Origin of the sequence: Pseudomonas sp. Irchel s3h9 (assembly GCF_900187475.1) — a bacterium.
Lineage (GTDB): Bacteria > Pseudomonadota > Gammaproteobacteria > Pseudomonadales > Pseudomonadaceae > Aquipseudomonas > Aquipseudomonas neuropathica.
Genome location: NZ_FYDH01000023.1, coordinates 29007 through 42444 on the forward strand (window position 1 = coordinate 29007; position 13438 = coordinate 42444).

Below are 13438 nucleotides of genomic sequence, written 5' to 3' on the forward strand. Positions count from 1 at the left end.
CCCGCTGACCGGCGGCGTCACTTTCGGGTGACGCCGCCTGCTGCTCTGGAACCGCAATGACCAAAGTCGACTTCTATATCCTGCCCAGCGCCGATCCTTCGGCTCGCCTGGACTTTGCCTGCAAGCTCACCGAAAAAGCCTGGCGCATGGGGCACCGCATCTACCTGCATTGCAGCGATGCAGCTCAGCGCGATGATCTCGATGCGCGCCTGTGGGCATTCAAGGGCGAGACCTTCGTGCCGCACGGTCCGGCCGACAGCGAACCGGACGGTTTGATTGTGTTGGGATTGGGTGATGACTGCGGTCAGCATCAGGATTTACTGGTCAACCTCGATCTGAAAGTCCCGGCCTTCGCCAGCAAATTCGCCCGCGTGGCGGAAGTGGTGGTCGAAGATCCGACGATTCGAGCGGCCGCGCGGGAGAGTTTCCGTTTCTACCGCGAACAGGGCTATCCTCTGCAAGATCACCGTTTACAGCGACTCTGAGCATTCCAATGGACACTCCGAAACCGCAGCAAAAGTCCGCACACCTGTTGGACGATCTTGAATCGATCCGCCAGTTGCTCGGCGATGACAACCTGCAACCGCCGCTGCTGACCGACACGGTCGACGATGGCGAACAGGAACAGATTCCGATGTTGTTCGAGCCGGTCGGCGCCGAGCCGGCTGCCGTCGAACCGCCCGCCGCGCCAGCACCAACACCCGCCGCGCCACCGGCAGCACCTGCGAATAAAGGCCCAGACGCCCTGCTCCACCTTGACAGCGAACTGCGCGCCGCCGCGCAATTGATCATGCAAGACGTGATCGACGACTTCGCGCCGCACATCGAAACCGAAATCAAACGCCGCCTCGACGCGCGCATGGAACGGCTGCTCAGCCAGTACGAATAACGCGCCCCGTGTAGGAGCTGCCGCAGGCTGCGATCTTTTGACCTTTGTTTTTTAAAGACAAGATCAAAAGATCGCAGCCTGCGGCAGCGCCTACATTTAGATCTCCACCCAGTCCTCCCCGCTCGCCCTCGGCCCCATGCCCCGCTATACTCGTCGGCTTTTCCTGAATTAATGCCAATAGGGTCCCGCCGCGCATGGATAAGACCTACCAGCCGCACGCCATTGAAACTTCCTGGTACAACACCTGGGAGTCCGAGAACTACTTCGCCCCGCAAGGCGCGGGCGACTCCTACACCATCATGATCCCGCCGCCGAACGTCACCGGCAGCCTGCACATGGGTCACGGTTTCAACAACGCGATCATGGACGCCCTGATCCGTTTCCGCCGCATGCAGGGTCGCAATACCCTGTGGCAGCCGGGCACCGACCACGCCGGCATCGCTACGCAAATGCTGGTGGAGCGTCAACTGGAAGCCACCGGCCAGAATCGTCACGATCTGGGCCGCGAGAAATTCCTCGAGAAGGTCTGGGAGTGGAAGGATCAATCCGGCGGCAACATCAGCCGTCAGATCCGCCGCCTCGGCTCGTCCGTCGACTGGAGCCGCGAGCGCTTCACCATGGACGACGGTCTCTCGGAAGCGGTCAAAGAAGCCTTCGTGCGCCTGCACGAAGACGGCCTGATCTACCGCGGCAAGCGTCTGGTCAACTGGGACACCAAGCTGCACACGGCGATTTCCGACCTCGAAGTGGAAAACCACGACGAGAAAGGTTTCCTGTGGAACCTCAAGTACCCGCTGGCCGACGGCGCGAAAACCGCTGATGGCAACGATTTCCTGATCGTCGCGACCACCCGTCCGGAAACCATGCTCGGCGACTCCGCCGTTGCGGTGAACCCGAACGATGAGCGCTACCAGGCTCTGATCGGCAAGTTTGTCGAGCTGCCACTGGTTGGCCGCCGCATCCCGATCATCGCCGACGATTACTGCGATCCTGAATTCGGCACCGGCTGCGTGAAAATCACCCCGGCCCACGATTTCAACGACTACGAAGTCGGCAAGCGCCACAACCTGCCGCTGCTGAACATCTTCGACAAGAATGCCAACGTGCTGCCGGCAGCCCAGGTGTTCAACCTCGACGGCACGCTGAACGACAGCATCGACGGCGCGATTCCAGCTGAGTACGCCGGTCTTGAGCGTTTTGAAGCGCGTAAGCAAATCGTTGCTGCGTTCGACGCCGCCGGCCTGCTGGTCAGCGTCAACGACCACGGCCTGAAAGTACCGAAAGGCGATCGCTCCGGCACCATCATCGAGCCGTGGCTGACCGACCAGTGGTACGTGTCGACCAAGCCTTTGGCCGAGCCTGCGATTGCCGCTGTTGAAGACGGCCGTATCCAGTTCGTGCCGAAACAATACGAAAACATGTACTTCTCGTGGATGCGCGACATCCAGGACTGGTGCATCAGCCGTCAGCTGTGGTGGGGCCACCGGATTCCGGCCTGGTACGACGAGTCGGGCAAAGTCTACGTCGGTCGCGACGAAGCCGAAGTGCGTGCCAAGCACAACCTCGGTCCGGACGTTGCCCTGCAGCAGGACAACGACGTACTCGACACCTGGTTCAGTTCGGGTCTGTGGACGTTCTCCACCCTGGGCTGGCCTGAGCAGACCGAGTTCCTGAAGAAATTCCACTCCACCGACGTGCTGGTGACGGGCTTCGACATCATTTTCTTCTGGGTTGCCCGGATGATCATGCTGACCATGCACCTGATCAAGAACGAGGACGGCACGCCGCAGGTTCCATTCAAGACCGTGTATGTGCACGGTCTGGTGCGCGATGGCCAGGGCCAGAAGATGTCCAAGTCCAAGGGCAACGTCCTTGACCCGCTGGACATCATCGACGGTATCGAACTGGAAGAACTGGTGCAGAAGCGCACCTCCGGCATGATGCAGCCGAAACTGGCGAAGAAGATCGAGAAGCAGACCCGCGACGAGTTCGCCGATGGCATCGCCAGCTACGGCACCGACGCCCTGCGCTTCACCTTCTGCTCGCTGGCCTCGACCGGTCGCGACATCAAGTTCGACATGGGCCGCGTCGAAGGCTATCGCAACTTCTGCAACAAGATCTGGAACGCCGCGCGTTATGTTCTGGACAAGGGCGAAGACTGCGGCCAGAACGGCGAAGCCTACGAGCTGTCGCTGGCGGATCGCTGGATCATCTCGCAACTGCAACGCACTGAAGCCGAAGTGACCCGTCAGCTGGATCAATTCCGTTTCGACCTGGCAGCACAAGCGCTGTACGAGTTCATCTGGAACCAGTACTGCGACTGGTACCTGGAGCTGTCCAAGCCCGTGCTGTGGGACGAGAACGCACCGGTTGAACGTCAGCGCGGCACCCGTCGTACGCTGGTTCGCGTGCTGGAAGTGGCGCTGCGCTTGGCGCATCCGTTCATGCCTTTCATCACTGAAGAAATCTGGCAGCGCATCGCGCCGCTGGCCGGTATTCAGGGCAAGACGATCATGCTGCAAGCGTGGCCAGTGGCCAACGAAGAGCGCATTGATCCGGCTGCCGAAGATGACATCGAATGGCTCAAGGAACTGATGCTCGGCACGCGTAACATCCGTGGCGAAATGAACATCGGCCCGGGCAAGCCGTTGCCGATCTACTTGAAGAACGTCAGCGCTGAAGACCAGCGCCGCCTGACCGAGAACGAAGCGCTGCTGAAGAAGCTGGCGCGTCTGGAATCGATCACCGTTCTGCAGGCTGGTGAAGAAGCACCGCTGTCCGCCACCGCTCTGGTTGGCGAGATGGAAGTGCTGGTGCCGATGGCCGGTCTGATCGACAAGGGCGCAGAACTGGCGCGTCTGGACAAGGAAATCCTGCGTTTGCAGGGCGAAGTCCAGCGCGTTGGCGGCAAATTGTCCAACGCCGGTTTCGTCGACAAGGCCCCGGCCGAAGTCATCGAGAAGGAACGCGCCAAACTGGCCGAGGCGGAACAAGCCTTGGGCAAACTGGCCGAGCAGCATGCGCGGATTGCCAGCCTGTAAGGGCAAATCGCAGTGAAAAAGGGAGGCCCCGGTGGCCTCCCTTTTTTATGCCCACCACATTTCCCCTGTAGGAGCTGCCGAAGGCTCGGGCCGCGATCGGACGATCTTTTGATCTTGCTTCTAAAAATCAACATCAAAAGATCGCAGCCTTCGGCAGCTCCTACATGGGTTCGGCGCATGGCCCATCAATGTGGGACAATACCCGCCACTTTCAGCCATACCCGAATCGACCACGCCCATGAACGCCCCCCGCACACCCAAACCTGCGCGCAAGAAGCCTGACACCGCGACCCCGGCCAAGACCGTTGAGCCGCGTGAAAAGGCCAGCCTGCACCCGCGCAATCGCCATCAGGGTCGTTACGACTTCCCGGCGCTGATCAAGACCACGCCGGAACTGGCGAAGTTCGTGATCACCAACCCGTACGGCAAGGAAAGCATCGACTTCGCCAGCCCCGATGCGGTGCGCGTGTTCAACCGGGCGCTGCTCAAGTCGTTCTATGGCATCCAGCATTGGGACATCCCGGCAGACTACCTCTGCCCGCCAGTTCCGGGCCGTGCCGATTACGTGCACTTCCTCGCCGATTTGCTGGCGAGCATGAACGACGGCAAGGTCCCGCGCGGCGCGATCGTCAACGTGCTGGACATCGGCATGGGCGCCAACTGCGTGTATCCGCTGATCGGCAACAGCGAATACCGCTGGCACTTCCTTGGCTCGGAGATTGATCCGACCGCAGTGGCTGCCGCCAGAGCCATCGTTCAGTCCAACGACCTGAACAAAGTCATCCAGTTGCGCCAGCAGGAAAACCGCAAGCACATCCTGATTGGCTTGCTGGAGCCGGGCGAGCGCTTTGACCTGACCATGTGCAACCCGCCGTTCCACGCCTCGATGGACGAAGCGACCAAGGGCAGCGAGCGTAAATGGCGCGCACTGGGCAAGGCCGATCCGAAACGCAAACTGCCGGTGCTGAACTTCGGCGGTCAGTCGGCGGAGTTGTGGTGTGAAGGCGGTGAAGCGCGTTTCGTGACGCAACTGATCGCCGAGAGCGCCAACTTCCAGCATAAGGTGCTGTGGTTCAGTACGCTGGTGTCGAAGGCCTCGAACCTTCCGGCCATCGAAACCGCGCTGAAAAAGGCCGGCGTACTGGAAAGCCAGGTCGTGGAAATGTCTCAAGGCCAGAAACAGAGCCGTTTCGTCGCCTGGACGTTCCAGACCAAGTCCGAACAGCAGATCTGGCGCCGCGAGCGCTGGGTTCGCTGATAGCTGCGCAGATGCCCTTGTAGGAGCTGCGGCACGCTGCGATCTTTTGATCTTGATCCTGAAGAACAAGATCAAAAGATCGCAGCCTCGTTTCACTCGACAGCTCCTACAGGCGGAGTAACGCCTTGCTAAATCGCAGGCACAAAAAAACCGTGCCCGGATCACTCCGGTGCACGGTTTTTTATTGCTGCGTCTTACTTGTTCACAGCGTCGGTCAGGCCTTTGGCCACAACCAGCTTGATCACTTTCTTAGCAGGGATTTCGATGGCAGCGCCAGTCGAAGGGTTACGGCCAGTGCGGGCAGGACGCTCGGTCACTTTCAGCTTGCCGATACCTGGCAAGGTGATTTCGCCGCCGTTTTCCAGCTGATCGGCAACGATTTGGCCCAGTTGGTCCAGAGCGTTACGCGCGGTGGTTTTCGGCGCGTCGATAGCTTCAGCGATGTCGGCGATCAGTTGGTCTTTAGTAAGAGCCATGTAGTGTTCCTTCCCTATCAAATTCATATGGATTGCAGAGTGCAGTGTCAGCCATCGAGCCCGATCTTCTGGATCTGGCACCCTCGGCGATAACCACGACGAGTCGGGTTATAGATACCGAAATCAGGGTTTGGTTCGACCTGACAAATGCTGATTGCACGCTTAACGCAGTGACTTCGCGTAAGACCGGGCAAAACTAGCACAGAGACGGGGAAATATCCGCCTCTAGCTACCCATTTGGTCAGCTTTATTGCGCTAAATCGGTAAAAAACTGCATATGCGTCAGTGCGCGCCCCGGTTTTGCCCTACAACCCGCGCCAAAACCAGTGGTTGCGGTACACTTAGCGCTTTTTCGGGGGAGCCTGCCCTCCTCCCTTCCTACAGCCGAGAAGCCCATGCCGATCCGTCATTGCATCGTCCACCTGATCGACAAAAAACCCGACGGCACGCCCGCAGTTCTGCACGCCCGTGACACGGAACTGGCCGAGTCTGCAGCCATCGAGAACATGCTCGCCGACCTCAACGAGAGCTATAACGCCAAACAGGGCAAAGCCTGGGGCCTGTTCCATCCGGAGTCCGGCGCGTTCCCGTTCAGCGGCTGGCTGAAGGAATACATGGAAGGCAGCAAGGACTTCACCGCATTCAGCAAAGTCGCGGTCGAGCACCTGCAGAAGCTGATGGAAGAGTCGAACCTGTCGGTCGGCGGTCACGTGTTGTTCGCCCACTATCAGCAAGGCATGACCGATTACCTGGCCATCGCCCTGCTCCACCACAGCGAAGGCGTGGCGGTGACCGATGAGCTGGACGTGACCCCTTCGCGCCACCTCGACCTCGGCCAGTTACACCTGGCGGCGCGGATCAACGTTTCCGAGTGGCAGAACAACAAGCAGTCCAAGCAATACATCTCGTTCATTAAAGGCAAGAACGGCAAAAAGGTCTCCGAGTACTTCCGCGACTTCATCGGTTGCCAGGAAGGCGTCGACGGCCCGGGCGAGACCCGCACGCTGCTCAAGGCTTTCAGTGACTTCGTCGAAAGCGAAGACCTGCCGGAAGACTCCGCCCGCGAGAAGACCAAGACCCTGGTCGATTACGCCAGCAGTCAGGCCAAACTCGGCGAACCGATGGGTCTGGAAGAGCTGTCGGAGCTGATCGACGAAGAGCGCCCGAAAGCCTTCTATGATCACATTCGCAACAAGGACTACGGCCTGTCGCCAGAGATTCCGGCGGACAAACGCACCCTGAATCAATTCCGCCGTTTCACCGGCCGCGCCGAAGGCCTGTCGATCAGCTTTGAAGCACACCTGCTGGGTTCGAAGATCGAATACGACGAAGAGGCTGGCACGCTGGTGATCAAAGGCCTGCCGACGTCGCTGACCGATCAGTTGAAGCGGCGTAACTGATGCTCGGCAATGTGCTGAAGAAGGTTGCACTGGTTCTGCTGGTGGTGGTCGTCTATCAGAACTGGGGCAAGATCGAGCGGGTGTTCAACCTGTCGCAAATGGTTGCAGAGCAGACGCGCGCACAGGCCAGCGTCGTGCTCTACGCCACCGACTGGTGCGGCTACTGCAAGCAGACCAAACGCTTTCTCGACAGTAAGGGCATTCCCTTCAAGGAGTTCGATATCGAGAAGGATGCCGAGGCGCGCAAGGCGTATGAGGCATTGGGTGGACGCGGGATTCCGTTGATCGACGTTAACGGTACGTTGATTCGCGGGTTCGACCCGGACGAAATCCTCGCTGCCCTGAAATAACCTGTAGGAGTGAGCCTGCTCGCGATAGCGGTGTGTCAGTCGATAAATCCGCCGATTGACACAACGCTATCGCGAGCAGGCTCACTCCTACAAAGTTTTGCATCAGACTTGAGAGATCAGCGGGCTTCGATGCGGAAACCAAAGCGCGGGAAGTGCACATGCACCACACCGCCACGCTCGTCTTCACGACGAATGATCAACTCCTCGCTACCGGCAAACAGCAACTCACCCACCACCGGATCAACTCCGTAATCCGTCGCGGCAATCGCCACTTGCTCGCCAGCCTTGTAGCCGTTCGGATCAACAAACTGCTCATCCGGCAATGCCGCCGGTGTCGCGTTGCGTGCAATCTCAAGCGCCTCCTCGGAGGTCATCGCACTCGCCGCGCCATGACCAAAGCCCAGCACTCGACTCAGCCACGCCGAAACCGCCGGATACTCATCCACCAGCGGCGCCGTCACATGCGTCGCCTTGAGGAACCACATGGGATGCGCCAACGCAAAGTCGGCAATCGACGGCTCGCCAAACAGGAAGTCACCCTGCTCGCGCTGTAACTGCTGCTCCAGCCGCGCCATGATCGTCGGCCACTGATGCTTGGCTTGTTCGGCAGACAGACGCGTGGCGCTGCCACCACTGAACAAACCGGCGCGGTCGGCAATAAAAGCCTTGATCGCTTCCGGCGGCAACTTGGCAAAACGCACCGCCACCGATTCCGGCTGAAACACCAGGCTCACCGCATGTTGAAACACCACCGAGTCAGCCCATGTGGCAAAACTGGCGGCGGTAAATTCCTGACCTTCAGGGAAGAACGCCGGCAACGCCTTTTCCTGCTCCAGGCGCCGCGCGATTAACGACGTGTCGCAGTAGATGTCAGCGCCAATCTGCAACACCGGGGTCTTGCGATAGCCGCCGGTCAGGGCGGTCAGATCCGGTTTCGGCATCACCGGCGAAATATGCACCGAGCGCCACGACAAGCCTTTGAAGCCCAGCAGCAGACGGGCCTTCTCGGCAAATGGGGAGGTCGGGTAATGATGCAGAATCAACTCGGACATGCTCGGCTCCGCCGCTCAGATAGTGAGCCCGCAGCTTAGCGTGCATTTGCTTAGCAGCCTACAGATCTGCCTGATGGGAACTGATCAGTCAGATTGATAAGAGTGCTGCAGTGATCGCGTCATCCAGATATGGCGTTAGCGCACTGTCCGACTGAAAAAGTCATGGAACTCTTCGGTAATTACACGCAATTTTCCACATCCGTTTAAAGACACTCAGTGTTACGCGCAAAGGCCCACAAATTCTTGCGCCACTGCCTACGCGTGCGCCAGAATCCGCCGGCTTGTGCGCCTTGGACTGGCTGCGTAACTTGGAACCGTCACTGATTTCCAGTGATCGAGCTTAGCGGCTTGGTTTCGTTCACTTCCGGTTGCACAAGTATCATCCCGTCAGGCATTCGCCTGCGCTTGATGGTGGCTGTGCGCATGGCACCCTCGGGTGCGCCGGGTTTCGGAGTGACCGGTCCGCTAACTTGCGCATAGCCGCCACCCTTTCGCTTAGCGGCGGGAAGGTTACGGCCTCATCGAGGTACACTCCCATGTTCAAGATAACGCCAAACCCGCCGACCATAGACCTGGCAGCCGTCACCGATCCGACATCCCCCTACGAATCCCCCGATTCGAAAAAACTCAACGAAGCCGCCGAACGCGCACTCGACCATTATTTAGGCCCACCCACGGCCCGGATCATGGAGACGCCCTATCAACCCAACCGCCTCTACATGGCCAACCCGCAATCGGATGCCGAATCCCTGCTGGTCGACGCGTGTGAAACCTTGGGGTCGGCGAGTGTGATGCTCAATGATTTTGCCGGCCAGTTAGAAGGCCCACGTCGTAAAACACTGCAAGGCATAGCGCAAATCGTCATGGTGGCGGAGATGGCTGTCAATCAGGTGGTGGATAAATTAGTGCCCACTGAGTAAATGAAATTAGTGGCGAGAGGTGTACTCTCGCCACTATGGTAAAGACCTAAGTTACTCAAATAAATCATGTTGTTTTTCGCGTGGTAAAGCTCGTAGTCGGTCGAACAGTAGGCGATCAACCGCTTGAGCAAGCGGATTGAGTGTGTGTAAAAATGTAAGATTAGTGACCCAAGTATGCCCACATGCAGTCGAGCCGCATTGACAGTAAAGTCGAGCGAACTCCAATGAAAGCTCTTCTCGAGAAACAATCCGACCTTTCTCATCACAGGCTTTGCAGCTCACCGTCATTTAGACCGACTCAGACATGACAAAACCTAAATTCCAACACCATTAAATCCACTCCTCGCCAACTTACCCCTAAAGCCTTTAAAACAGCAGCACACGCTAATTGATAAATGCAAACTCTGCACCCGCCGACCAACCAACACTAAAAGATAAGAATACAATCATCTTTTGATAGTTGTCGTTTTTTCTATTGAGGGCGCGCTGTAAGCATCAACGCCACGCGCGCTAAGCTGAATATCATTATAAACAACCGTGGCTATGTTTCGCGCCCAGTCGAGACGAACCTCAACTATTGGAGTAGACAACCCATACTCTTTCGCAAACTTATCCCTAACGGACACCTCGGCATCAATAGCTTTCACGATCGGAAACTCTGCTACCTTCGACATTTTGAAGCTCCTAAACACTAGCCAGCTAAATTAAAGTCTTAGTCTTGGTAAGACTGGAGCCTTTAGCCTGTCATTAAAAGAGGATCGAAACCACTGTCAAACCTGACAGGTCTTTAGTAGATTTTGCGATTTAAAATTATATTAATACAATTGATTTACTATAAAGATGCCCAATAAATTTTCCTGTCATGTCGCAGCGATCTGTTCACCTGATTGAACAACTGGCTAATCGGTCGTATCTCATTATTTGTATAAACCCGATCTATCTTCTCGATATCACCAAACCCCGCCGCATTCTCTGGCATCCCCCCCAGCGCTGGGTTCATTCGCCACGCAGCGATCACGTCATTGCTTGTGATGCTGTTGATGCGCTCGAACTCGTCTTTTGTTGCAATCAGTCAGATTGATAAGACGCGACCAGGCATTCCTTGGCGCTCTTCCTGAGTTTTTTGATCAAGCGTTCCTGGCGCAGTGCATCGCTCTTGTCGCGGCACAGTTCGGTATAAACCAGCGCCATCGCCGGGCTGGAGAGGAAGAACCGTGCGCCTTTGCCACTTTGATGCTTGGCGAAACGACGCACCGGATCGTCGCTGATCCCGCAGTACAACGAGCCATTGGCGGCGCGAACGAGGTAGACGAACCAGGACTTGCTCACGGGTTCGGCGACGTCGACAGGTTTTTCGCTAAGGCTGGTCACTTCGGGATCTGAACGTGTAGGAAAACAGGCGGCGATCTTATCAGCGACCGGCCTGAAATGCCTTCAGTCCCTTCAATGCCTGGGCGCGCACGGCGTTGCGCACCAGTGGTGTCCAGCCCAGCAGCAGGCCTTTGAAACCGAGGGCCTGACGCGACCAGCGCCACAGATCGAAGTGATCGTGGTGCTCGCAGATCTTGCCGTCACGGAAGACGAAACGGGCCTGGATATCGTTGATGACAATGTTGCCGGTCTGGCTGAACAGGTAGGTCGCGACCCAATGTGCGCCACCGCTGCGCTCATCGGCGCGGACGTTGTCGAAGGTCAGCGAGAAGTCTTTGGCGCGGGTGGTGAGCATGCGCCACATGTCGCCGGCATCGCGCCCGCGCAGTTCGCCGAAGGCCGGATCACTGAACACGACGTCGTCGGTGTAGCAGGCGGCCATGGCTTCGGCATCGAGGCGCTGGAAGGCCTGGTAGAAGCGGGTGATCAACGCGGCGTGGGCTTCGCTCATGGGCAAACTCCAAAATAGGTACAGAGTGCCAGCACCATAATCTGCAATGCGCAGAAACACTATCGGCATTCGTAAACCGAATACCCGCTGTACACAAAACCCATGCAGGAGTGAGCCTGCTCGCGATAGCGGTGTGTCAGTCAGCGCAACGTTGACTGGTATAAAGCTATCGCGAGCAGGCTCACTCCTACAGTTTGAACCGCGTCAGATTTTTTCGCTTTGCACTTGCACGTACAGCGCACGCCCGGCGCCGAGGCCGGCGATGATCGCGCCGGTGCCAATGATGCCGAAGATCCAGCCCACGGCATTCCAGCCGCCGGTCCAGTCATGCACCACGCCGACCGCAAACGGCCCCATCGACGCCAACGTGTAACCGAAACCCTGAGACATGCTCGACAGATTCGCCGCAACATGCGAATCACGCGAACGCAGCACAATCAACGTCAGCGCCAGACTGAACGTACCGCCCTGCCCCAGCCCCAACAGAATCGCCCACCCCCACAGGCCTTCGATCGGCGCGTACAGGCAACCGAACAGCCCGCCAAGAGTCAGCGCCATGACCACGACGATCGCCAGACGCTGATCCTTGCCGCGCGTCGCCAGCCACGGCGCAGCCAACGAACTGGCGAGCTGGATGATCACCGAACCGGACAACACCAGACCGGCCTGGGTCGGCGTCAGGCCGCGACCAATCAGGATCGACGGCAACCAGCCGAACACAATGTAGGCCAGCGACGATTGCAGGCCCATGTACAAGGTCACCTGCCAGGCCAACGGATCACGCAGCAACCCGCGCACACGGTAGGCGACGTTGTGCGCGCCATGTTTCTGCCCGACTTGCGGCAGCCAGAACACCGCTGCAACCAGCGCCGGAATCACCCAGAAACCCAGGCCCATCGCCCAACTGTGACCGAAATGTTCACTCAGCGGCACGCTGGAACCCGCCGCCATCGCCGCGCCCAGACACAACGCCATGGTGTACACGCCGGTCATGGTGCCGGCGTGTTTGGCGAAGTCGCGCTTGACGATGCCCGGCAGCAAAACTCCGATGATGCCGATACTCGCGCCGCCCAATACGCTGCCAGCGAACAGGCCGATCTCGCCGAAGTTGCTGCGCAAGATAATCCCGCCGGCCAGTGTCAGTAGAATTCCCAACACCACCCGTTCAGCGCCAAAACGCCGCGCCAGAATCGGTGCCAGTGGGGCGAACAATCCCAGGCACAGCACTGGCAGTGTGGTCAGCAAACCGGCCTGAGCCGCCGACAAACCGAGGCTCTTCGACACATCACTGAGCAGCGGCGCCATGCTCGACAGCGCCGGACGCAAATTCAGCGCGACCAGAATCAAGCCGAGCAGCAACAACCACGGCCGGCGCACCAGCGGATGGCTTTGTTGCACTTGCTCGTCGTCAGCCTCGGCATCGATCAGCAGCTCTTCGAGTTCTGCCGTGCGTTTGGGGGTTGTGGATAGCTCACTGCGGGACATGGATTTCTCGGTTTCAAGGTTCATTGATCAACTGCCTCGACAAAGCTTTGGCCCGTTCCGGGTCGCGTTGCTCGACCGCATCGAGTAACTCGATATGCAAGTCGAACACTTCCTGACGGCGCGGGACGATATTCAGGGTCTGGCGCAATTGCGCACCGACGATGCTCGAGAAATAGCGATAAAGCTCGCTGAGGGTCGGGTTGTGCGCGGCATCGACCAGACGACGGTGGAACACCAGATCGCAGGCGATATAGGTGTCGAGATCGCCGTGGTAGTGGCTGCCGCTGGTGCCGAGCGCTTCACGCAATGCGACGAGGTCCTCGTCGGTACGGCGCAACGCCGCCAGGCCGATGGCCTCGACTTCGAGAATGTGCCGGGTTTCCCGTGCCTGATCCAGCGAGCAGCGTGACAACGCTTTTAGCGTATCGAGCGGATCGACCACGGCGCGCAAGTAACTGCCATCGCCCTGGCGAATCTCGATCAGTCCGGAAAACGCCAGCACGCGCATGGCTTCGCGCACGGTGTTGCGGCTGATGCCCAGCTCGGCGCACAGCTCGGGTTCGGTCGGCAAACGCTCGCCAACCTGCCAGGCACCGCTGTTGATGCGCTGACGAAGCTGATCCAGAGCCTGATCGACCAGGGATCGCTTAACGAGTGGAGAGATATCTGACATAGGATTTTCCCT

15 protein-coding genes and 1 pseudogene are annotated in these 13438 nt (G+C 58.5%); 7 read left to right on the forward strand and 9 right to left on the reverse strand.

Annotated elements, in window-relative coordinates:
* Positions 1-56: 56 nt before the first annotated feature.
* The 4 genes from CKW26_RS27980 (at position 57) to rlmF (ending at position 5188) form a co-directional block, all read left to right on the forward strand.
* On the forward strand, positions 57-485 hold the full coding sequence (locus CKW26_RS27980) for a DNA polymerase III subunit chi (protein WP_007909049.1): 429 nt from the start codon (positions 57-59) through the stop codon (positions 483-485).
* An 8-nt stretch (positions 486-493) separates the two neighbouring features.
* Positions 494-889: a DNA polymerase III subunit chi gene (locus CKW26_RS27985; protein ID WP_095050954.1), complete on the forward strand. Its 396-nt coding sequence runs from the start codon at positions 494-496 to the stop codon at positions 887-889.
* Between the two features lie 194 nt (positions 890-1083).
* Entirely contained in the window at positions 1084-3930 is a 2847-nt protein-coding gene (locus CKW26_RS27990; protein ID WP_095050955.1) for a valine--tRNA ligase, read from the forward strand.
* 238 nt (positions 3931-4168) lie between these two features.
* On the forward strand, positions 4169-5188 hold the full coding sequence (rlmF, locus tag CKW26_RS27995) for a 23S rRNA (adenine(1618)-N(6))-methyltransferase RlmF (RefSeq protein WP_093436942.1): 1020 nt from the start codon (positions 4169-4171) through the stop codon (positions 5186-5188).
* 194 nt (positions 5189-5382) lie between these two features.
* Here rlmF and CKW26_RS28000 read toward each other — a convergent pair whose 3' ends face one another.
* Positions 5383-5664, reverse strand: a complete 282-nt coding sequence (locus CKW26_RS28000) for an HU family DNA-binding protein (RefSeq protein ID WP_003221909.1) — start codon at positions 5662-5664, stop codon at positions 5383-5385.
* A 395-nt stretch (positions 5665-6059) separates the two neighbouring features.
* Here CKW26_RS28000 and yejK point away from each other — a divergent pair, with 395 nt between their 5' ends.
* Together yejK and CKW26_RS28010 are read left to right on the forward strand one after the other, a co-directional pair.
* Positions 6060-7064, forward strand: a complete 1005-nt coding sequence (yejK, locus tag CKW26_RS28005; RefSeq protein ID WP_095050956.1) for a nucleoid-associated protein YejK — start codon at positions 6060-6062, stop codon at positions 7062-7064.
* Positions 7064-7414, forward strand: coding sequence for a glutaredoxin family protein (locus CKW26_RS28010; protein ID WP_095050957.1), 351 nt, complete (start codon positions 7064-7066; stop codon positions 7412-7414). The genes yejK and CKW26_RS28010 overlap by 1 nt, the downstream gene beginning before the upstream one ends.
* Before the next feature lie 116 nt (positions 7415-7530).
* Here the strand turns inward: CKW26_RS28010 and CKW26_RS28015 are convergent, their stop codons facing one another.
* A complete protein-coding gene (locus tag CKW26_RS28015; protein ID WP_095050958.1) occupies positions 7531-8466 on the reverse strand; it encodes a glutathione S-transferase family protein in 936 nt (311 codons plus the stop codon).
* 536 nt (positions 8467-9002) lie between these two features.
* Here CKW26_RS28015 and CKW26_RS28020 point away from each other — a divergent pair.
* Positions 9003-9386 (forward strand): DUF6124 family protein, encoded by a 384-nt coding sequence (locus CKW26_RS28020; protein WP_095050959.1) that lies wholly within the window; start codon positions 9003-9005, stop codon positions 9384-9386.
* A gap of 51 nt (positions 9387-9437) precedes the next feature.
* On the opposite strand, the gene CKW26_RS28025 is transcribed toward CKW26_RS28020, so the two are convergent.
* The 7 genes and pseudogenes from CKW26_RS28025 to CKW26_RS28055 all read right to left on the reverse strand — a co-directional run bounded on the left by CKW26_RS28025 (position 9438) and on the right by CKW26_RS28055 (position 13426).
* Positions 9438-9674 (reverse strand): ogr/Delta-like zinc finger family protein, encoded by a 237-nt coding sequence (locus tag CKW26_RS28025; protein WP_095050960.1) that lies wholly within the window; start codon positions 9672-9674, stop codon positions 9438-9440.
* A 158-nt stretch (positions 9675-9832) separates the two neighbouring features.
* Positions 9833-10060: a hypothetical protein gene (locus CKW26_RS28030; protein WP_095050961.1), complete on the reverse strand. Its 228-nt coding sequence runs from the start codon at positions 10058-10060 to the stop codon at positions 9833-9835.
* Positions 10061-10218: 158 nt separating this feature from the next.
* Positions 10219-10446: pseudogene (locus CKW26_RS30350) on the reverse strand (phage portal protein); the annotation flags it as partial.
* Between the two features lie 8 nt (positions 10447-10454).
* Positions 10455-10757: a GIY-YIG nuclease family protein gene (locus CKW26_RS28040; RefSeq protein WP_095050962.1), complete on the reverse strand. Its 303-nt coding sequence runs from the start codon at positions 10755-10757 to the stop codon at positions 10455-10457.
* 40 nt (positions 10758-10797) lie between these two features.
* Positions 10798-11268, reverse strand: a complete 471-nt coding sequence (locus CKW26_RS28045; RefSeq protein WP_077571232.1) for a nuclear transport factor 2 family protein — start codon at positions 11266-11268, stop codon at positions 10798-10800.
* A 204-nt stretch (positions 11269-11472) separates the two neighbouring features.
* The gene (locus CKW26_RS28050) at positions 11473-12777 is read right to left on the reverse strand and encodes a CynX/NimT family MFS transporter (protein WP_093436962.1); all 1305 of its coding nucleotides are present in this window, start codon (positions 12775-12777) and stop codon (positions 11473-11475) included.
* Positions 12767-13426 (reverse strand): FadR/GntR family transcriptional regulator, encoded by a 660-nt coding sequence (locus CKW26_RS28055; protein WP_095050963.1) that lies wholly within the window; start codon positions 13424-13426, stop codon positions 12767-12769. Before CKW26_RS28055 ends, CKW26_RS28050 begins: the two co-directional genes overlap by 11 nt.
* Positions 13427-13438: the final 12 nt, after the last annotated feature.

Excerpts from the sequence above, each read along its gene's own strand:
- CKW26_RS27980 (WP_007909049.1), top strand. The coding sequence starts at position 57 with ATGACCAAAGTCGACTTCTATATCCTGCCCAGCGCCGATCCTTCGGCT.
- CKW26_RS27985 (WP_095050954.1), top strand. The coding sequence starts at position 494 with ATGGACACTCCGAAACCGCAGCAAAAGTCCGCACACCTGTTGGACGAT.
- CKW26_RS27990 (WP_095050955.1), top strand. The coding sequence starts at position 1,084 with ATGGATAAGACCTACCAGCCGCACGCCATTGAAACTTCCTGGTACAAC.
- rlmF (WP_093436942.1), top strand. The coding sequence starts at position 4,169 with ATGAACGCCCCCCGCACACCCAAACCTGCGCGCAAGAAGCCTGACACC.
- CKW26_RS28000 (WP_003221909.1), bottom strand. The coding sequence starts at position 5,664 with ATGGCTCTTACTAAAGACCAACTGATCGCCGACATCGCTGAAGCTATC.
- yejK (WP_095050956.1), top strand. The coding sequence starts at position 6,060 with ATGCCGATCCGTCATTGCATCGTCCACCTGATCGACAAAAAACCCGAC.
- CKW26_RS28010 (WP_095050957.1), top strand. The coding sequence starts at position 7,064 with ATGCTCGGCAATGTGCTGAAGAAGGTTGCACTGGTTCTGCTGGTGGTG.
- CKW26_RS28015 (WP_095050958.1), bottom strand. The coding sequence starts at position 8,466 with ATGTCCGAGTTGATTCTGCATCATTACCCGACCTCCCCATTTGCCGAG.
- CKW26_RS28020 (WP_095050959.1), top strand. The coding sequence starts at position 9,003 with ATGTTCAAGATAACGCCAAACCCGCCGACCATAGACCTGGCAGCCGTC.
- CKW26_RS28025 (WP_095050960.1), bottom strand. The coding sequence starts at position 9,674 with ATGACGGTGAGCTGCAAAGCCTGTGATGAGAAAGGTCGGATTGTTTCT.
- CKW26_RS28030 (WP_095050961.1), bottom strand. The coding sequence starts at position 10,060 with ATGTCGAAGGTAGCAGAGTTTCCGATCGTGAAAGCTATTGATGCCGAG.
- CKW26_RS28045 (WP_077571232.1), bottom strand. The coding sequence starts at position 11,268 with ATGAGCGAAGCCCACGCCGCGTTGATCACCCGCTTCTACCAGGCCTTC.
- CKW26_RS28050 (WP_093436962.1), bottom strand. The coding sequence starts at position 12,777 with ATGAACCTTGAAACCGAGAAATCCATGTCCCGCAGTGAGCTATCCACA.
- CKW26_RS28055 (WP_095050963.1), bottom strand. The coding sequence starts at position 13,426 with ATGTCAGATATCTCTCCACTCGTTAAGCGATCCCTGGTCGATCAGGCT.